Source organism: uncultured Acidovorax sp., assembly GCF_964021665.1.
GTDB lineage: Bacteria > Pseudomonadota > Gammaproteobacteria > Burkholderiales > Burkholderiaceae_C > Acidovorax > Acidovorax temperans.
In genome coordinates, this window is sequence record NZ_CAXIAK010000072.1 from 1 (window position 1) to 18,003 (window position 18,003).

17 protein-coding genes are annotated in these 18,003 nt (G+C 61.3%); 5 read left to right on the forward strand and 12 right to left on the reverse strand.

Translation table 11 applies throughout. The features are described 5' to 3' along the window. Positions 1-824: 824 nt before the first annotated feature. On the forward strand, positions 825-1,754 hold the full coding sequence (locus AADJ04_RS13755; protein ID WP_341239960.1) for a glycosyltransferase family 2 protein: 930 nt from the start codon (positions 825-827) through the stop codon (positions 1,752-1,754). Between the two features lie 122 nt (positions 1,755-1,876). On the opposite strand, the gene AADJ04_RS13760 is transcribed toward AADJ04_RS13755, so the two are convergent. From AADJ04_RS13760 to rfbB, 8 genes are all read right to left on the reverse strand, one after another. Then, positions 1,877-3,142 carry a glycosyltransferase gene (locus AADJ04_RS13760; protein WP_341239961.1) on the reverse strand — a complete coding sequence of 422 codons (1,266 nt, stop codon included), beginning with the start codon at positions 3,140-3,142 and terminating at the stop codon, positions 1,877-1,879. Continuing rightward, the gene (locus AADJ04_RS13765) at positions 3,142-5,727 is read right to left on the reverse strand and encodes a class I SAM-dependent methyltransferase (RefSeq protein WP_341239962.1); all 2,586 of its coding nucleotides are present in this window, start codon (positions 5,725-5,727) and stop codon (positions 3,142-3,144) included. Before AADJ04_RS13765 ends, AADJ04_RS13760 begins: the two co-directional genes overlap by 1 nt. A 7-nt stretch (positions 5,728-5,734) precedes the next feature. Continuing rightward, complete coding sequence (locus AADJ04_RS13770) at positions 5,735-7,135, reverse strand: ABC transporter ATP-binding protein (RefSeq protein WP_341239963.1); 1,401 nt, start codon at positions 7,133-7,135, stop codon at positions 5,735-5,737. After that, on the reverse strand, positions 7,125-7,952 hold the full coding sequence (locus AADJ04_RS13775) for an ABC transporter permease (protein ID WP_341239964.1): 828 nt from the start codon (positions 7,950-7,952) through the stop codon (positions 7,125-7,127). The genes AADJ04_RS13770 and AADJ04_RS13775 overlap by 11 nt, the downstream gene beginning before the upstream one ends. After that, positions 7,949-8,494, reverse strand: coding sequence for a dTDP-4-dehydrorhamnose 3,5-epimerase (gene rfbC, locus AADJ04_RS13780; RefSeq protein ID WP_341239965.1), 546 nt, complete (start codon positions 8,492-8,494; stop codon positions 7,949-7,951). Before rfbC ends, AADJ04_RS13775 begins: the two co-directional genes overlap by 4 nt. Continuing rightward, on the reverse strand, positions 8,494-9,390 hold the full coding sequence (rfbA, locus tag AADJ04_RS13785) for a glucose-1-phosphate thymidylyltransferase RfbA (RefSeq protein WP_198845569.1): 897 nt from the start codon (positions 9,388-9,390) through the stop codon (positions 8,494-8,496). The genes rfbC and rfbA overlap by 1 nt, the downstream gene beginning before the upstream one ends. 66 nt (positions 9,391-9,456) lie before the next feature. Further along, positions 9,457-10,347 (reverse strand): dTDP-4-dehydrorhamnose reductase, encoded by an 891-nt coding sequence (gene rfbD, locus AADJ04_RS13790; protein WP_341239966.1) that lies wholly within the window; start codon positions 10,345-10,347, stop codon positions 9,457-9,459. Continuing rightward, positions 10,344-11,426, reverse strand: coding sequence for a dTDP-glucose 4,6-dehydratase (gene rfbB / locus AADJ04_RS13795; RefSeq protein ID WP_341239967.1), 1,083 nt, complete (start codon positions 11,424-11,426; stop codon positions 10,344-10,346). Before rfbB ends, rfbD begins: the two co-directional genes overlap by 4 nt. Before the next feature lie 243 nt (positions 11,427-11,669). Here rfbB and AADJ04_RS13800 point away from each other — a divergent pair, with 243 nt between their 5' ends. The 3 genes from AADJ04_RS13800 to AADJ04_RS13810 all read left to right on the forward strand — a co-directional run bounded on the left by AADJ04_RS13800 (position 11,670) and on the right by AADJ04_RS13810 (position 13,829). Continuing rightward, positions 11,670-12,161 (forward strand): phasin family protein, encoded by a 492-nt coding sequence (locus tag AADJ04_RS13800; protein WP_044395868.1) that lies wholly within the window; start codon positions 11,670-11,672, stop codon positions 12,159-12,161. A gap of 175 nt (positions 12,162-12,336) precedes the next feature. Further along, positions 12,337-13,008, forward strand: a complete 672-nt coding sequence (locus AADJ04_RS13805; RefSeq protein ID WP_044395707.1) for a TetR/AcrR family transcriptional regulator — start codon at positions 12,337-12,339, stop codon at positions 13,006-13,008. Between the two features lie 41 nt (positions 13,009-13,049). Next, positions 13,050-13,829, forward strand: a complete 780-nt coding sequence (locus AADJ04_RS13810; protein WP_341239968.1) for a hypothetical protein — start codon at positions 13,050-13,052, stop codon at positions 13,827-13,829. A 50-nt stretch (positions 13,830-13,879) separates the two neighbouring features. On the opposite strand, the gene AADJ04_RS13815 is transcribed toward AADJ04_RS13810, so the two are convergent. Then, positions 13,880-14,656: a type III pantothenate kinase gene (locus AADJ04_RS13815; RefSeq protein WP_044395704.1), complete on the reverse strand. Its 777-nt coding sequence runs from the start codon at positions 14,654-14,656 to the stop codon at positions 13,880-13,882. 225 nt (positions 14,657-14,881) lie between these two features. Between AADJ04_RS13815 and lysM the strand changes: the two genes are divergently transcribed. Continuing rightward, positions 14,882-15,382, forward strand: coding sequence for a peptidoglycan-binding protein LysM (gene lysM / locus AADJ04_RS13820; RefSeq protein ID WP_341239969.1), 501 nt, complete (start codon positions 14,882-14,884; stop codon positions 15,380-15,382). 139 nt (positions 15,383-15,521) lie between these two features. Here the strand turns inward: lysM and AADJ04_RS13825 are convergent, their stop codons facing one another. The 3 genes from AADJ04_RS13825 to AADJ04_RS13835 form a co-directional block, all read right to left on the reverse strand. Then, complete coding sequence (locus tag AADJ04_RS13825) at positions 15,522-15,965, reverse strand: rhodanese-like domain-containing protein (protein ID WP_044395698.1); 444 nt, start codon at positions 15,963-15,965, stop codon at positions 15,522-15,524. Positions 15,966-16,021: 56 nt separating this feature from the next. Further along, positions 16,022-17,020, reverse strand: coding sequence for a YgjP-like metallopeptidase domain-containing protein (locus AADJ04_RS13830; protein WP_341239970.1), 999 nt, complete (start codon positions 17,018-17,020; stop codon positions 16,022-16,024). A 117-nt stretch (positions 17,021-17,137) separates the two neighbouring features. Then, the gene (locus AADJ04_RS13835; protein WP_066694152.1) at positions 17,138-17,923 is read right to left on the reverse strand and encodes a lysophospholipid acyltransferase family protein; all 786 of its coding nucleotides are present in this window, start codon (positions 17,921-17,923) and stop codon (positions 17,138-17,140) included. Between the last annotated feature and the right edge of the window lie 80 nt (positions 17,924-18,003).

The window sequence follows — 18,003 nt, forward strand, 5'->3', positions numbered from 1 at the left end:
CCACTGTGGCACTTTCGATGCCGTTTAGGGTGGGGGCGTCCATCCCATTGGTTCAGCTTTCGGGTCCTCGCCAGAGTACACCCCAGCTTGCCTGAAATCCGGAAGGAGCATAGCGCAAACCACCCCCTCCACGGTGAAGTCATTATAGAGACGGTTTGCGCTCAGACACCACCGCAGCCAAGACAAAAGAGCGACGCCCTGTTTCTTTTTTGCAACTTTCTCACACACGCGACGGAACTTTGTACCCAGCATGGCGCATGGCGTGGCAAGTCTATTGATGAAGCCCTCCTCCAGAAAGCCTCTCACCCATCATGTGACGCCTGACTGCTACAGCGTGCGTACAGATGGGGAATGGCCATTGCTACCTTGCTTTCCATTGGGCATCGAGCGAAGCAGCCTGAGAACAACCACGGCACTTCGCAGCCTTCATACAATTCGCGGGCATCGCCAAGCGCTCCGAGCCTCGAGAAACTGGCGCAGGGCACTGTTGCATTTTTTTGCGTTGTTAACATGACATCGACATGTATGCAAGCCAGTGCCCAGTGCTTTCAGATGCACGCAGTGGGTGAGCGCTGATTAGCAGAGGCAACGCCCCTACCTAGAGGCACCGCCTGGATGACCAGGCAGCGTCACGCTTGCCAGAGCAAGTACTAACACCAGACTAGCTGTGTCTTACAAGGCGCTGTGCGAGCAACCCAGGCAACCCGCGAGCCTATCGAAGCTGAAAAACGTCACGTACCCATGGATCAGAAAGCCTCTTTCGCGCTTTTTTCGCCCCAGGCCCAACGGACGGCAAAACGAGAATACTATTTGAAGGCTTGTCAGTGAACACCACCACCCACATCCTGCTGGCCACCTACCAGGGGGCGGAGCACCTGCCAAAGCAGTTGCACTCCATCGAGCAACAGACTTTTTGTCACTGGCATCTTTGGGCCAGAGATGATGGATCTACCGATGCCACGCGGAATGTCTTGCAAGCATTTGCCCACAGGCACCCTGATCAAACCACTCTGCTTGAGGGCCAGGGGGGTGGGGCTGCTCGGAACTTTTGGGCGTTGCTACAGGCAGTACAACCCCGCACCGATCACGATTTGTTTGCGTTTTGCGACCAGGACGACGTGTGGCTGAGGGACAAGCTAGAGCGTGCTGTGCACTGGCACACGCACCAGTCAGGCCCTGCTACGGCCAACCTCTATTGCGCCCGAACACAGGTGACTGACGCCCAGTTGCGACCCTTGTATTTATCGCCTCGGCCTCGGCGCCCACTCACCTTGTGCAACGCGTTGGTGGAAAACATCGCCAGCGGCAACACCATGGTGCTGAATGTGCCGCTCTTGCAGGCAATGAAGCGGATTGCCGCTGACAACATGGTGCTGCACGACTGGAGTGCCTACCTGGCTGCGACAGCCTGCGGAGGTAAGGTGCATTTTGACCCGCACCCGTGCCTGCTTTACCGCCAGCACTCAGCGAACGTAGTGGGCGCACGCAAGGGTTTGCTGCAGCGCGCTCAGCGGTTGGGTAGATTGATGAAGGGAGGTTACCGCGCGTGGTGCGATGCGACAGAAGGCGCACTGCGGGATCTGACTCCCTTGCTCACGATTGAAAGCAAGGGTATTGCCAGATCATTTGCTGCGGCAAGGCACAGCACTTGCGGTGTACAACGCCTCAACCACGCCCTGCGTGCAGGACTCGCCCGCCAACGCAGATCGGCGCAGTGGGCTTTTTGGCTGGCCGTGCTATTGGGTTTGGTTTAGAGCGGCTTGCACACCCTTGGTGTCGTTGCTCTGTCATGCCGTGTCCCTGCAGTGCACGCAATGGAACGCGCTGCCCAGGCGGCTTCGCTAAGAACCTGCTCAAAGGCGTGTTGGCTGATACCTTAGTGGGGAACCACGGCTTGGCGGTACAAGGATTCGTAGAAAAAAGCCTCTTCTTCCACTCGGTAAGGCAGGCGCATACCGGTTCGCCATGATGGCAGTGTGTCGGGCACCTCAAGGATTTCTGTGAGGGCCTGCGCCCAGGCATTCACGTCACCCGCAGCCACAACGCGCCCCCCTCCGTGGGCCTTAATCTTTGCCGGAGGCGCCCCCAGGTCTGAGACGAGTGCGGGGACACCCAGGACTGCCGCTTCGTGCAATACCAGGGAAAATGACTCAGGCACGACGGAAGGAAGGCACAAGAGATCGACCTGCTTTAGCACCGCAGCGACGTCGCCCGGAGGCACCTGCCCCACCCACTCCACCCGGGAATCTGCTGCCATCATGTTGCGAATGTCTTGTTGGTGCACTGGATCGCCGTAAAAGCCGCCGACCACCCGCAACCGCAGACGTTCAGATGGCACACGCTGCAGTGCCTGCAACAATATATGCAGGCCCTTTTGCGCAACGATCGCACCCACGTACCCCAGCGTGATGGGCGCCTCTGGCGCAAGGTCTTCATGATCGTGGACAACACTCTGTCCATTGCCCATCAGCGCCAGAAAATCAATGCCGTGCGGAATCACCCGCAAAGGAAGCTCAGGGAAGGCTGCCCTGAAAAATTCGGCGACGTATTCCGAGGGCACGACGCGCTCTATCGCCCCTTGCAGCAAGGCCCTGGCGAGTTGGTGTCGCTGCAACAAGGCGGACTCTGTCCATTCAGGAACCAGGCAGTCACGCGCACAGTTCCTGCCCTCGTCAGGGCCAGAGCAGGGCTGGCCCTGAGCGTTGATTGCATTGATGCGATAGCAGCCGACAAAGAAGTCTGTCAGTGTGACCACATAAGGCAGTCCGCACTGCTGGGCAGCCAGCAGTGCAGAGGCCATGCGCAGGGTATGAAACACATGAACCAGCTCAAAGCGTTCCGCACGCATCCAGTCGCGCACCTGATCCACCATCGCAGGAGCCACATCAAAACCCAAGTCGCCAGATGCGGGTAGCAGCGATCGGGGAATGAGTGTGACTGGCACACCCTGATATATCTCGTGATGCGCGCCGGCCAATGCGCCAGAAGACTTGCCCGCAGGGGCTGGGTCGCGCATGGTGCACGCCAATACATGCACGTAGTGACCAGCCCGCTGGGCACAACGGGCGAGGTTGAGAACCACGCGCTCGGTACCGCCAGAAAACTCTGGATAGAACTGGTGGAGAACAAAAACGATGCGCATCAAACGCCTGCCTTCAAGTCTGAGTAGATACTTTGGGCGGCCGCAGCATCGCCCTCGCAATGCTGGGCCTTCACGTCCAAATACATGAAGGCCAGCGCAGAACCTGCGGCCGACGCATAAATCTTGACGATGCCCTGGCGCAACTCGTTCATCAATACATCGGAAGAAGGGCCGTAGGTTTGCCCGGCAAAGTGGGCAAAGTGGTCCAGGCGCCCCAAAAATGCGTCCAAGAACCGCTGTGCCTCTTTGGATTCATCTGCACTGAGCCGCTGCCCCGGCAAATTCAACTGCTGCTGACGGAACTGCTGCAGCCAGGCGTCAAGACGAGAGTCACCCAACTGCAACTCTCCCTGGGTTTCGATGCGTGCAAATTTGCCACGCCATTCGTCACTCCATTGGCGCAGCATGACTGCAACGCTTTGGCCTTCTGCGGATAGAGGCGCCGCCAACCACCGCGACAAATGCACCGCCATCGAGAGCACACCGGCAAAAAGCCCGCGTTGGGAGTGGATGCGGGGGTACTCGAAATCAGGAAACAGACCCACGAGAAAGACCACGTCGACAAACGACCGCTTAAGGTAGTAGTACGCAGGCCGGTTGTGCGAGTGAATTACCTTGACGGAGGCGAGCATTGCCACGCGGTAGCCGTCCTGGATCAGCCGAATGCCGAGGTCCAAGTCCTCGGCATAGTCGCCGCGGTAGCGATACTGCTGGAATACATCACGCCCGATCATGCAGGAGACATCGCTCAACTGCCCCTGGGAGCGCAACGATGCATGTCCAGAATCGCGCAACTCTCCAATACGGTCGTAATCCAAGCAACCGAGGAATTGGTAGTGCGTATGAATCATGGAGTCATACATGACATCGCTGTCGCTGCGGCTGTACTCAGCACACGATGCGGCCACCACTTTGTCTTCTGCATGGTCACGAAGAAACTGGACCATGCCCGCCATCCAACGGTCGCCGATGGGGTAGGCGTCTTGAACCATGAACAGAAGATAGTCGCCACTGGCAGCGTCAGCCCCGCGATTGCGGGCATAACTGTGGGAGAACTCTGATGGCAATATTTCCACCACCACACAGCCCGCATTTTTAGCGGTACTCACCGTGCCATCTTTCGAGCCGGAGTCCACCACAACGACTTCAATGCGACCTATGCCTTTTTGAGCAAACAGCTTCTGAAGAAGCCACCCAAACTCTTGGCCCGCATTCAGAGTGGGAATGACCACAGAAATGCTGATATCGGGATGCGACAAAGGCGACGGCAGTAACTCAGGGTGCAGGCGCAACTCCCGCTTCATGCTGTTAGCGTGAAGGAACTCTGGCGCGTGAGACAGCACGCCCTGCCCCATCAGCAAGCCAGGGCGCGCACGCAACTGACGCCAGTAGTACGGAGTACGCCGGAGCACCCCAATGGGGCCGTGCCGCCTTAATTGTTCGCGCAGCATGTCCAGCGCCCGCTTGGGGCGAGACGCCCTGGTCTTCGCAACCAGGCGCCCCAAGACGCGGCGAAAACCTCGCAATGGTCGGGTGAGTCGCCAGGACTTTGACTGCAACATCCCATCCAGCTCCACGCGCAGCGAATGAATAGACGCTCGCTGAGACTCAATCACGGCCTGTTGCGATTCTTGTACCTGCAAGAAATGTTGCTGTTGCGCTGCCTCGTTTTCCGCGGCGGCCCGGTGAAGGTCTCTCAGGGCCGATTCTCTTGCGCTGATCACCTGATGCAGGTTCAAAGTCTCTTTTTGCGCGTCCTCAATCGCTGCGTACAGCTTCAAAGATGTCGCGTCTCGGTCGTCAATGGCCTGCGTCAGGTGTTCACACCGATCGGAAAGAAACTGGTTGGTTAAGCGTAATTCGAACTCAGCACCCAACCGAGCAAATAGTTTGCGCATCACCTCCCAGTGGGAATTGCCCGCCTGCTCTGCCATGGAAGCCAGACTGGGGTGCCTGTCCGTTCCCACCAGCAGAACGCCCAAACCGTTGGAGTGCGTGAAGTTAAAGCCTGGGTATTGCTGCGCCAGCTCTTGCCAAAGCCGATGAACACCGAAATCATCACGATGGACGCAGGTGTCATGAAAAAGTACTACACCACGGTCAGACAGCTTCGGCAACCATGTTTCGAAATCATGTTTGACTGCCTCGTAGGTGTGCAAGCCATCAATGTGCAATAAATCGACACTTCCAGGAGCAAAGTCTTCCAAGGCCTGATCGAAGGTTTTTCGGAGCAGCGTGGAAAAGCTGCCGTACAAGGGGTCATGGTATGCACGCAACTGCTCGTAGACGCTGTCGTCGTAGCGACCAGCATGCTCATCGCCCTGCCATGTATCTACTGCGTAGGCCTTGGTTGGGGAAGACGCCTCTTCGATGGACTGACAAAAGGCACAGTAGGAATTGCCTGTGTGCGTACCCAGCTCGACCAAAACCCTGGGTTTGATTTGGTGGATAAGCCACGCGGCAAAAGGAATGTGCCCCGCCCAAGGGTTGGGTAGCACCAAACGCCGTGGCTCTACCAGTGAAACGGCCAAATCTGTATTGTTCATTTTTTGTAAGACATAGAGTCGCGCAACATTCAAGGCCATTCCCAGCCTACGGCAAGTTGGCTGGCAAAACGTCTAGAGAAATCCGGCGCATCGGGATACCGACCAACCCGGCAGATGCACTGGTTGATTCTGATTTGAACTGGAGCGCATCGTGCATCCAGTGGTGCTGCACATGCTCCTGTTGTGTTCCGTCAGCAAGCGCGACGGTGATTGTGTAGTCACCCACGGGCATTCGAGGCATTTCGAATGAAAAGGTGGCACAGACCGTTTCACCAGCACGGCAAGCGGGAGCAGTACCCAGGTAGGCCAGATAGGTGTTGTCACCAAAAAGCGCCTGCCCTGTTCGGTCGTTCACATAAAACCCGATGATCGGAGAGCGCAGAGGCCGATGGCAAATGGCTTCCACCTTCAGGCTGACCGATTCTCCTCCTACCACCCAATTCAAAGGGCGGCCCTGCCTGTCCAGAAACTGCACATTGGTGATCTCCCCGCCTCGCTCACCAAATGATGCGGAGTCTGGCTGGAACTCGAACACCCGGATGTCATTGCGCAAAGGGCTGGCGTTCAGAAAGTCGCGGCGCTGATCATGAAAAGGCAAGGCGGTAGCGTCAAGGCGTGCGCCTGATGGGCGAACCACGGGCTCGGCACTCTTGCCTTGCTGCTCCTCGTAGAAAGCCTGCAGATACAAATCACAAACTTCCTTGGCCGGACCACTCTCAACGAGTTGGCCCTTTTCTATCCAGATCACCTTATCGCACAGGCTTTTCACCGCTGCGGTGTCATGGCTGACGAAAAGCACCGTGCCCTGCTGCATGAAACTGCGCAAAAAGCGCATGCACTTCTGGGTAAAGAAGGCATCCCCCACAGCGAGTGCCTCGTCGATGACCAGGATGTCCGCATCCACATGCGCAATCACAGCAAATGCCAAGCGCACCAACATGCCGCTGGAGTAGGTTTTGACCGGCTGATCCATGAATTCACCGATGTCAGCAAAAGCTTCGATATCGGCAAATTTTTCGCGCGTGCGCTCTTCGCTCTGGCCAAGGACACCGGCATTGAAAAAGACATTCTCGCGGCCAGTGAACTCTGGATTGAAGCCTGAACCCAACTCCAACAGCGCAGCCACACGGCCACGCACTTCCACATGCCCTGCTGTGGGATGCAGGGTGCCGCAGATCATCTGCAACAGGGTGGATTTACCCGAGCCGTTTCGACCAATGATGCCTACAGTCTGGCCTTTACGAATTTCAAACGAGACATCGCGCAAGGCCCAGAACTCCCGGTAGTAGCGCTGCACGTTACGGCCCAACCAACGCTGCACGCGAGGCTGCAAAAACTGCCGCAGCCGCTGGCCTGGGGAGTTATAAATCTGGAAGCACTTTTGCAGGCCTTGGACTTGTATGACCGCGTCGTTGTCCGAGTTCAGTGCCTGGGGTTCATAGGACATCTGCAAACCCCTTGCGTGTTTTCTGAAACCAGGCAAACCCCAGCCAGGCGGTAGCTATGGAGGCAAGGCTGTAAACAGCCAAACCCTGCCAATCAGGCAAACGCCCCCACACCACGACCTCACGCACTTGCTCGATCACAAAAGTCAAAGGGTTAAGGTGCATCCAGGGTTGCAAAGCGGGTGGCAGAGATTGCACCGGAAAAAACACGGGGGACATGAACAACATCACGGAAGTGACCAAGCTGATGGTCTGCCCCACATCGCGCACAAAAACCCCCAAGGATGCCAAGCACCAAGCGAGCCCCAGCGTCAACAACAAAAACGGTAGCAACACCACGGGCAAAAGCAGTGCGGTAATCGGCAAGCTGCCTTGAAAAACCAACTGGGCAGCGATGAGTACCGCCACACTGACCAGGGCATGGAACGTGGCAGACAGCAGCTGTACTACCGGCAGTATTTCCAAGGGAAACACAACCTTCTTGACATAGTTGACGTTACCCAGCACTAACTGTGGCGCCCGATTGATGACATCGGAAAACAGCGTGTGCACAATCAAACCGGCAAACAGCACCACCGCGAACTGGGTCTTGGACTCCTCACTCGTTCCCCAGCGCGCCTGAAACACTACGGAAAACACGAAGGTGTAGATCGCCAACATGAACAGTGGCGTGATGAACGACCACGCGAGCCCCATCGCCGAGCCCTTGTAGCGTCCGATGATTTCGCGCTGGCCCATGCGAGCAATCAATTGGCGGTTTGTCCAAAGGGAACGCACCGCCCCCATGGGGGAGGCTGATGCTATCGCGTGAGGATTCATGGAAGCTCTGCCTGAGCCAAGGGTAAACCCACTGCGTCTTTGGCCGAGAGCAACGGGGTCATACCACCCAGTCGCCAATCAATCGCCAGATCCGGGTCATTCCACGCAATGCAGCGCTCAAATTGCGGCGCATAGTAGTCGGTGGTTTTGTACAAAAACTCGGCGATGTCACTGAGCACCACAAACCCATGCGCAAATCCGGGCGGCACCCAAAGCTGGCGGTGGTTGTCCTCGCTCAATTCCTCGGCCACCCACTGGCCGAAAGTAGGAGAGCTTTTGCGGATGTCCACCGCCACATCAATCACCGCACCCCGCACCACCCGCACAAGTTTGCCCTGGGGCTGCTGGATCTGGTAATGCAAGCCACGCAGCACACCCTTGGCACTGCGGCTGTGGTTGTCCTGCACGAACTGGTGATTGGTGCCCGTGGCCTCGTTAAAGGCCTTCTGGTTGAAGCTTTCAAAGAAAAAGCCTCGAGCGTCGCCAAACACTTTGGGTTCAATCAGCACCACTTCAGGAATGGCCAGTCGCGTTGCTTTCATCAGTACACCGTCTCTTTCAGGATTCGTTGCAGGTACTGCCCATACCCGTTCTTGGCAAGCGGCTTGGCCAGCTTCTCCAGCTGAGCCGCATCAATCCACCCATAGCGCCACGCAATCTCTTCCGGACAGGCAATCTTGAGGCCCTGGCGGTGCTCCAGCGTGGCGATGAACTGCCCCGCTTCGAGCAGGCTTTCGTGGGTGCCGGTGTCCAGCCAAGCGTAACCCCGGCCCATGATTTCGACGTTGAGCTGGCCTTGCTCGAGATACAGGCGGTTCAGGTCGGTGATTTCGTATTCGCCGCGTGCGGAGGGTTTCAGGCTCTTGGCCAGGTCTACGACCTGGTTGTCATAGAAGTACAGGCCGGTGACGGCGTAGCTGGACTTGGGGGCCTGGGGCTTTTCTTCGAGGCTCAGCACTTTGCCCTGGGCATCGAATTCGGCCACGCCGTAGCGCTCGGGGTCGTGCACGTGGTAGGCAAAGACGCTGGCGCCTTGTTCGCGCTGCATGGCGTTGCCCAGCAGTTCGTGGAAGTCGTGGCCGTAGAAGATGTTGTCGCCCAGCACCAGGGCTGAGGGGGAGTTGCCGACGAATTGCTCACCGATCACAAAGGCCTGGGCCAGGCCGTCGGGGCTGGCTTGCACGGCGTATTGCAGGTTCAGGCCCCATTGGCTGCCGTCGCCCAGCAGTTGTTCAAAGCGCGGCGTGTCTTGAGGGGTGCTGATGATGAGGATGTCGCGGATGCCCGCCAGCATGAGGGTGCTGAGCGGGTAGTAGATCATGGGCTTGTCGTACACCGGCAGCAGTTGCTTGCTGATGGCCAGGGTGGCCGGGTGCAGGCGCGTGCCAGAGCCGCCGGCCAGGATGATGCCTTTGCGCTGGGAGGTGGGTGGGGTCATGGGGCAAGTCCTCAAGGGGCCAGCCCATCGGTGCAGGGCGCAAGGGGCGCCGCTGTCCGGATGGGCTTACAGGATTTCGGTCAGCATGCGCTCGACACCGGCTTGCCAGTGCGGCAAGGTCAGGCCGAAGGTGGTTTGCAGCTTGGACGTATTCAAGCGCGAGTTGTGCGGGCGCACGGCGGGCGTGGGGAAGGCACTGGTGGGCACAGGCGCGACCTCTTTAGCTACTATTTTGATAGCTGACTGCGCTTTACTGGCGTGCTCAATCACGAATTTTGCATAGCCATTCCAGGTCACCTCACCGCCTGCCACCAGGTGGTACAGGCCCGCGTCTTGCGGGCGCTGCTGCAGGTGGCGGATGGCGTGGGCCGTCACGTCGGCCAGCAGCTCGGCACCCGTGGGTGCGCCCCATTGGTCGTCGATGACGGTGAGGCGCTCGCGCTCTTGCGCCAGGCGCAGCATGGTCTTGGCAAAGTTGCCGCCGCGGGCCGCGTACACCCAGCTGGTGCGAAGGATGAGGTGCTTGGCGCCGGACTGCTGGATGAGTTGTTCGCCTTCGAGCTTGGTGCGGCCGTACACGCTCAGGGGCGCGGGGGTGTCGGCCTCCACCCACGGGCGGGTGCCGCTGCCGTCGAACACGTAGTCGGTGCTGTAGTGCACCAGCCAGGCGCCCAGGGCGGCGGCCTCGCGGGCGAGTACGCCGGGGGTGGTGGCGTTGAGCAGGCGGGCCAGTTCGGGCTCGCTCTCGGCCTTGTCCACAGCGGTGTGCGCGGCGGCGTTGACGATGACGTCAGGCTTGAGGGCGCGCACGGTGGCGGCGATGCCTTCGGGGTTGGCAAAGTCGCCGCAATGGTCGGTGCTGTCGTGGTCCAACGCCGTGACGTGGCCCAACACGGCCAGGCTGCGTTGCAGCTCCCAGCCAACCTGGCCGCCTTTACCGAAGAGCAGGATGTTCATGCCACGGCCTTTGCGGCTGGGTCGGCCTGGTATTGCTTTTGCACCCATTCGCGGTAGGCGCCCGATTGCACCTGCGCCACCCATTCAGGGTTGTCCAGATACCACTGCACGGTCTTGCGGATGCCGGTGTCAAAGGTCTCGGCAGGCTTCCAGCCCAGCTCGCGCTCGATCTTGCGGGCATCGATGGCGTAGCGGCGGTCGTGGCCGGGGCGATCGGTGACGTAGGTGATCTGCGTCTTGTAGCTCTGGCCGTCGGCGCGGGGGCGCAGCTCGTCGAGCAGGGCGCACACGGTGTTGACGATCTCGATGTTGGGCTTTTCGTTCCAGCCGCCTACGTTGTAGGTCTCGCCCAGGCGCCCGGCTTCGAGCACGCGGCGGATGGCGCTGCAGTGGTCGCGCACGTACAGCCAGTCACGCACTTGCATGCCGTCGCCGTACACGGGCAGGTTTTTGCCTGCCAGGGCGTTGACGATCATGAGGGGGATGAGTTTTTCCGGGAAGTGCAGCGGGCCGTAGTTGTTGCTGCAGTTGGTGGTGAGCACGGGCAGGCCGTAGGTGTGGTGCCAAGCACGCACCAGGTGGTCGGATGCAGCCTTGCTGGCCGAGTACGGGCTGTTGGGCTCGTAGCGGTTGTCTTCGCTGAAGGCGGGGTCGGTGGCTGAAAGGGTGCCGTAGACCTCGTCGGTGGAGACGTGCAGGAAGCGGAATGCTTCTTTTTTGATAGCTGGCAGCGCTTGCCAGTATTGCCTTGCAGCCTCTAAAAGCCTGAAAGTGCCGACGACGTTGGTCTGGATGAAGTCTTCGGGGCCGTGGATGGATCGGTCCACATGCGATTCGGCCGCGAAGTTGACGATGGCACGGGGCTGGTGCTCGGCCAGCAGGCGTTCGAGCAAGGCGGTGTCGCCAATGTCGCCCTGCACAAAGATGTGGCGGGGGTTGCCCTGCACGCTATCGAGGTTGTGCAGGTTGCCAGCGTAGGTGAGCTTGTCGAGGTTGACCACGGGCTCGTCGCCGTTGGCTATCCAGTCGAGCACGAAGTTGGCGCCAATGAAGCCGGCGCCGCCAGTTACCAAAATCATAGGATGGGCAGTGTTGATACGCCTGCAGGCGAAGCTGGCGATTATCCCATCCATGGCCCCTGGCCTGTAACAGGATTTGTGCCAGGGTGCGCCACTCGGCACCGCCAGACTGGCCGCTTTCTAGGCACACGCCCCTAACCCATGCGCCCCAACCCGCCGTACAGTGGAATGTGTTTGTTCACCAACCGCCACAGGAGGCTCTACATGGCAAGCAAGAAGTCTTTCCCCTTCGGTCCCGAAGACATGGCATCCGGCGCCGTTCCGTTCAGCGACGCCGTAAAGGAATCGGCCCAGCAGATCTGGCTGGCGGGGCTGGGGGCGTTTTCCAAGGCGCAAGCCGAGGGCGGCAAGGTGTTTGAGGCGCTGGTCAAGGAAGGCGTGAACATGCAGCGCAAGACCCAGACGGTGGCAGAGGAAAAAATCACCGAAGCCGCCCAGCGCATGACCAGCGCAGCCACAGAGATGGGCTCGCGTGCTGCCGGTCAGTGGGACAAGCTGGAAACCATTTTTGAAGACCGCGTGGCCAAGGCCCTGGGCCGGCTGGGCATACCCACCGCACGCGACCTGCAGGCGCTGAACGAGCGCATTGATGCGCTGACCCAGGAATTGGCCAAAAGCCGCAAGGCCCCGGCAGCGCGTACCGCCAAGACCGCAGGCAAAACTGCGGGCAAGCCAACGCCCCCCACACCCGCCAAAAAGGCTGCACCCCGCGCCCGCAAGCCTGCCGCCAAGTAGGCGTCTGCCCCGGCCTTGCGCGAAGCCCAGCGCGCAAGGCCCGCACGCAGCCAAGCCGACACTGGCCGGGAAACCCCCAAGCATTGCTGCGATGAATGCTGCATCGCAGCAAATAGGGCTGCGTTAGAGTGGTGGGCACAGACGCATCCCACTCAGCGCGAAAAGGGCAACTCCCATGGCTAAGAAAGCGCCACGCCGCACGGCGCAACGCATTCTGGAAGTGACACTGGACCTGTTCAACCGGTTCGGCGAGCCCAATGTGTCCACCACCGCCATTTCTGCCGAGCTGGGCATCAGCCCCGGCAACCTGTATTACCACTACCCAGCCAAAGACGCGCTGATCAACACCCTGTTCGACCAGTACGAAGAGGCGCTGAATGGGCTGCTGCAGGCCAGCGACAGCGTGCACAACGTGGAAGACGCCTGGTTCTTCCTGCACACCCTGTTCGAGCTGATCTGGGAATACCGGTTTCTGTACCGCGACCTCAACGACCTGCTGTCCAAAAACCGCCGCCTGGAAACCCATTTCCAGGCGGTGCTGCACCGCAAGGAAAAGGCAGTGCACACCATGCTGGAAGGCATGCAGCAAGCACAGGCGCTGCTCCCCGGGCCCGAGACCCGTGCGGCCTTGCCCACCACCGCCACCAGCATGGTGGTGGTACTGACCTACTGGCTCAGCTACGAATACGTGCGCGACCCGCGCCATGCGCTGGAACCCGGCAACGCCCACCATGCCCTGCTGCGCGGCGCGCGGCATGTGCTCAACTTGCTGGAGCCCTACCTGGAAGCCACGCAGCGTGCCCATTTGCAAGCCCTGGCGCAGGCCTATGCCCCACCGGCGGGCTGACTCGCCACCACACGATCAACAACAACATGACGGAGACACCCATGGCACCTTGGACCCCCTTCCCCCACGCAGGCGACTACGCCTGGGATGCCACCCGTGTGCAGCAGCAATGGAGCCAGCTGCACCTGGGAGACGCGGAGCCCCTGCCCCAGGACCCCGCCGTGCTGCACGCCTGGGCGCTGTTCCATAACGGCGAGTTTCAAAAAGCGGTAGAAGCAGGCCTGGCCGCAGGCGGCGCGGGCATCACGGCTGCCAACAAGGCCACGGCGGTGTACGCCACCTACCTGGAGCCGCGCGAGCAAACGCGGCTCGGGCTGTTCATGCAGATTGCCGAGCGTGCCCAGGCACAGGCTGCCGCCAACGCGCAGCACGCCAACGCCTGGTACTGGAACGCCTACGCCCTGGGCCGCTACTGCCAGGGCATCAGCGTGGCCAAGGCCCTGGCGCAGGGGCTCGGCCAGCAGGTGAAAGAATCGCTGGAAAAAGCCATTGCCCTGTCGCCCCGGCATGTGGAAGCGCGCATTGCGCTGGGCACCTTCCACGCAGAAGTCATCGACAAAGTGGGGGCGATGGTGGGCGGCATGACCTATGGCGCCAAGAAAGAAGTTGGCCTGCAGCTGTTTGAAGAAGCGCTGGCCTTGCAACCCGGCTCGGCCATTGGCATAGTGGACTACGCCAACGCCCTGGTCATGCTCGAAGGCGACGAACGCATTGACGAAGCCACCGCGCTGTATGAACGCGCCGCAGTCTGCCAGCCGATGGACGCGATGGAAGAGCTGCACGTGGCCATGGCACGGGCCGAGCTGCACGAGGAAAGCTGAGCAAGCCCCACACCGCAGCAGCTACCAGCGGCTACCTGCCGCTGACCCGCTCAGGCGCCAAAGCGGCGCGAGGCGATTTCGAGCAGGCCGTCAAAAATCAGGTTGTCCACCAGCTCGAAAGGCCGGGTCATGCTCGGCGCCATCTTCCAGCCCGCGCCGCCGGTCATGATGCAGGCGGGCTCCTGGCCGCTGTGCTGCAGCAGGTGCTGGTACATGCGCTCCACCGCGCCGGCAATGGCGTAGGTGCCGCCGCTGGTCAGGGCATCACTGGTGTTGGTGGGAAAGGGGCGCACCTCGCCCGTGGGCACATGCAGGCCAGCGGTGCCGGTTTCCAGTGCCCGCAGCATGATGCCGTGGCCCGGCAGGATGAGGCCGCCCAGGAACTTGCCGTCCACATCAATGCATTCCACCGTCACGGCGGTGCCCACCATCACCACCACCAGGGGCCGTGCCGGGCCCCGGGCCAGCACATGGTGGCGCGCGCCCACCATCGCCACCCAGCGGTCTGACCCCAGGCGCGAAGGGTGGTCGTAGCCGTTGGTAAGCCCCGCCTCTTCGGCCGACGACACCACCCATTGCGGCTCCACGTCCCAGCGCACCATTTGCTCCATCTGCTCCTGCACCCGGCGCTTGGCAGCGTCCCCTGCCACCACGCAGCCCAGCATGCGCGTGGGCACAGGCAATTGGGCCCAGCTGCTTTCGGCCAGGCGGTCGATGTGGTCGAGGAACTCGGCACCATGCGCGATGAGCGCTGCGCCGGGGCGGTGAGCGTCGTACAACGCCCACTTGAGACGGGTGTTGCCGACGTCGATGGCCAAAAATGTCATGGCGCGGATTATCCCGAGTTTTGCCAAGCCCCCTGCACAGGGGGTACACAAAGATACAGGCACTGTCACCCGCTGAACGAAATGGCCGCCACGGCAGGCCAGGGCAAGCTGCAAGCCGCACCGTGTGATTGCCAACAATTTTCATGCGCGCTTGGCCTACACCCATTTGTCGCACACTCGGTCTACAGTGGCCTTTCCAATGTTGGCTACACTAGGAGGTATCTCATGGGTCTTTTCAGTTTTATCAAAGAAGCGGGTGAAAAGCTGTTTGGCGGCAAAGAGGTGGAGGCCGCAGCGGCGCAAGCGGCCAGCAACCCGGCCCCCTTGCAAGACCTGAACGACAAGGCTGCGCGCGCCATTGAGGCCTATATCGCCTCGCAAAACCTGGGGGTGCAGGGCGTGCAGGTGGCGTTTGACGGCGCCAGCGGCAAGGTGGTGGTTCAAGGCCAGGCCCCCACGCAGGAAGCCAAGGAAAAAGTCACCCTGTGCTGCGGCAACGTGGCCAGTGTGAAAGACGTGGACAACCTGATGGCCGTGTCGGCCCCCTCGCCCGAAGCCCAGTACCACGACGTGGTGCGCGGCGACACCCTGTCGGCCATTGCCAAGAAGTTCTACGGCGACGCCAACAAGTACCCCGTGATTTTCGAGGCAAACAAGCCCATGCTGAGCCACCCCGACAAGATCTACCCTGGCCAGAAGCTGCGCATTCCACCCCTGGCGCAGTGATCGGTATTTTTTAAGCAAAAAGAGCTGCCAGCGCTTGATACACAAGCGCTGGCAGCTCTTTTTTTAGGAGCACTCATTTCATCTTTGGCCGATGCCAGAGTGCCAAGCCCCTGCAGGGGCGCCGCCTCAGGCCGGGCGATCAGCCCTGCCGCCAGGGCAGGCCACGAAAGCGCCAGCCGCCCTTTTTGCCGCGCTGGCCGTTGTCGTCCGGGTCGCCCTCAAAGCCTTCCAGAATGTTGTAGGCGGTGAGCCCCAGTTCGGTAGCCCGTTTGGCGGCGGCAATGGAGCGCACGCCGCTGCGGCACAGCAGCACGGCGCTTTGCCCGGCGGGCACGGCCGCGCGCAGCTGGGCATCAAAGTCGGGGTTCATGGCCATGCCGGGCCATTGCTTCCACGGCACGGCGGCAGCGCCGGGCACGCGGCCCACCCATTCCATTTCGGCCGAACTGCGCACATCCACCAGCACGGCCTTGCCTTCCTGCACCCACTGCCAGGCTTGCTGGGGGGTGACGTCGCCGGCGTAGCCTTCAGCGGGGATCACGGTGGGGGTAGCAGATGAGGTCATGGGTGCAATCCTTTCCATTCGGTCGGTTCAGTCGGGCTTGTTTTGAAAAGCGGTGTGGCTGCGGCAGCGCGCCATCACCACAGGGGCGCGGGCTCTTCACGCAGCTGGTTGCGCAGCGCGGCATAGTCGGGCACCACGGTGGCCACGGTGTTCCAAAAGCGCGGGCTGTGGTCCATCACGCGCAGGTGGGCCAGTTCGTGCGCCACCACGTAGTCGATGACGGCGGGGCGGTAGTGCAGCAGGCGCCAGTTCAGGCGAATGGAGCCATCGGCCTTGGCGCTGCCCCAGCGGGTTTCGGCGCTGGACAGGCGCAGGCTGGTCCACTGCACACCCAGCAGCGGCGCGAAATGGTCCAGCCGCTCGGTGAAGTGGCGGCGCGCATCGCGCATCAGCCAGGCCAGCACGGCATCGCGGATCTGCGTGGCACTGGCATCTGCCGGCAGGCCAATCACCAGCCGCGCCGGGGTGTCGGGCGCGGCAGCATGCAGGACCCCGCCCCGGCCGCTGCGGCTTTGCGTGGCATCCAGCACCACCTGCAGGGGCTGGCCCAGGTAAGGCAGCTGCACGCCATCGGCCCACACAATGCGGCCGCTTTCCAGGCGCTGCTGGCGCTCGCGCGCCTGCACCAGCTTGGTCATCACCCAGGCGCTGCGTTGGCGCAGCACGGTGTCCACGGCCGACAGGGCCACCCAGCTGGGGGCGCGCACGGCCAAGCCATCCGCCCCCACGGTGAAACCAATGGTGCGGCGGCGCGAGCGGTGCAGGGCATAGGCCACCAGGGCGTCGCCCAGCAGCACCTCGCGGTTGGCCTGGGGGTGGCGGAATTCAGCAGGGGCCAACAACGTTGGCAATGGCGCCGTGGGCGGTGCAGAGTTTGCTATTTTTTCAGGAGCTGGCGGCGCTTTGCGGGTGCGCCTTGCAGGCACTTTTTGCTTCAAACCCGAGGGGCCAGGCACGCTGGGCTGAGTGCCGCTGCGCTGGTGTGCAGGCGAAGCGGCGGGCGGTTGCGCTGTGCCACGCGCCCCTGCCGCGGCGTCAAAAAAATCCAGGGCCAACTGCACCAGGCGCTTCATCAAAGGCTGCCAGCCGCCACGCGCGGGCCACGCCATGCGCTGGGGCCGTCAACGGCGGGCACCAGCGGGTGGCGTTGTGCGGGGTGCTGGCGCATGGCAGGGTTGCGCGAAGCGAGTTCAGTCGGCGCTGCCGCCCTGTGCGGGCGCGGCCAGGGGCTGGGGCTCTGCGGGATAGGCTTCGGGGTCGAGGCGGCGCATTTCGGCCTCGATCCACGCTTCCACCTCGCGCATCAGCTCGTCGGGCTGGCGGCCGGCCGAGGCAATGGCGGGGCCAATGGACACATCCACCACGCCCGGCTTTTTGATGAAGGCCTTGCGGGGCCACACCTTGGCCGATGTGACGGCAATCGGAATCACGGGCACGCCGGTGTCAATCGCCAGCCGCGTACCGCCGCTCTTGTACTGGCCCTTTTGCCCGCGCTCCACGCGTGTGCCTTCGGGGAACATGATGACCCAGGTGCCTTTGGCCAGCAGCGCCTTGCCCTGCTGCACCACCTTGTTGAACGCCTTGGCGCGCAAGCTGCGGTCGATGTGGATCATGTCCAGCCGCCCGATGGACCAGCCAAAGAACGGCACGTACAGCAGCTCTTTCTTGAACACGTAGGCCAGGGGGTGCGGCATGATGGCTGGCATCAAAAACGTCTCGTACGTGGACTGGTGCTTGCACAGCAACACCGCACCGCTTTTCTCGCCCTGGGGCAGGTGCTCCATGCCGGTGACGCGGTACTGGATGCCCAGCAGCGGACGAGCGCTGTGCACACAAAGCGACAGCCAGGCGCGGGCAATGCGGTACAGCGACGTGCCGCGCATCCCGAACAACGAACCCAGCACGATGGCCAGGGTGTAGGGCACCACGGTGATGGCCATCCACAGCATGTGGATGATGGAACGGATCAGCGCCATAGTTTTCAGTCTTTCTGGCCTCCAGCGCCCTGTATACAAGCGCCAGCAGCTATATTTTTTATAGTATCAACCCACCGCCG

Excerpts from the sequence above, each read along its gene's own strand:
- AADJ04_RS13760 (WP_341239961.1), bottom strand. The coding sequence starts at position 3,142 with ATGCGCATCGTTTTTGTTCTCCACCAGTTCTATCCAGAGTTTTCTGGC.
- AADJ04_RS13765 (WP_341239962.1), bottom strand. The coding sequence starts at position 5,727 with ATGGCCTTGAATGTTGCGCGACTCTATGTCTTACAAAAAATGAACAAT.
- AADJ04_RS13770 (WP_341239963.1), bottom strand. The coding sequence starts at position 7,135 with ATGTCCTATGAACCCCAGGCACTGAACTCGGACAACGACGCGGTCATA.
- AADJ04_RS13775 (WP_341239964.1), bottom strand. The coding sequence starts at position 7,952 with ATGAATCCTCACGCGATAGCATCAGCCTCCCCCATGGGGGCGGTGCGT.
- rfbC (WP_341239965.1), bottom strand. The coding sequence starts at position 8,494 with ATGAAAGCAACGCGACTGGCCATTCCTGAAGTGGTGCTGATTGAACCC.
- rfbA (WP_198845569.1), bottom strand. The coding sequence starts at position 9,390 with ATGACCCCACCCACCTCCCAGCGCAAAGGCATCATCCTGGCCGGCGGC.
- rfbD (WP_341239966.1), bottom strand. The coding sequence starts at position 10,347 with ATGAACATCCTGCTCTTCGGTAAAGGCGGCCAGGTTGGCTGGGAGCTG.
- rfbB (WP_341239967.1), bottom strand. The coding sequence starts at position 11,426 with ATGATTTTGGTAACTGGCGGCGCCGGCTTCATTGGCGCCAACTTCGTG.
- AADJ04_RS13800 (WP_044395868.1), top strand. The coding sequence starts at position 11,670 with ATGGCATCCGGCGCCGTTCCGTTCAGCGACGCCGTAAAGGAATCGGCC.
- AADJ04_RS13805 (WP_044395707.1), top strand. The coding sequence starts at position 12,337 with ATGGCTAAGAAAGCGCCACGCCGCACGGCGCAACGCATTCTGGAAGTG.
- AADJ04_RS13810 (WP_341239968.1), top strand. The coding sequence starts at position 13,050 with ATGGCACCTTGGACCCCCTTCCCCCACGCAGGCGACTACGCCTGGGAT.
- AADJ04_RS13815 (WP_044395704.1), bottom strand. The coding sequence starts at position 14,656 with ATGACATTTTTGGCCATCGACGTCGGCAACACCCGTCTCAAGTGGGCG.
- lysM (WP_341239969.1), top strand. The coding sequence starts at position 14,882 with ATGGGTCTTTTCAGTTTTATCAAAGAAGCGGGTGAAAAGCTGTTTGGC.
- AADJ04_RS13825 (WP_044395698.1), bottom strand. The coding sequence starts at position 15,965 with ATGGAAAGGATTGCACCCATGACCTCATCTGCTACCCCCACCGTGATC.
- AADJ04_RS13830 (WP_341239970.1), bottom strand. The coding sequence starts at position 17,020 with ATGAAGCGCCTGGTGCAGTTGGCCCTGGATTTTTTTGACGCCGCGGCA.
- AADJ04_RS13835 (WP_066694152.1), bottom strand. The coding sequence starts at position 17,923 with ATGGCGCTGATCCGTTCCATCATCCACATGCTGTGGATGGCCATCACC.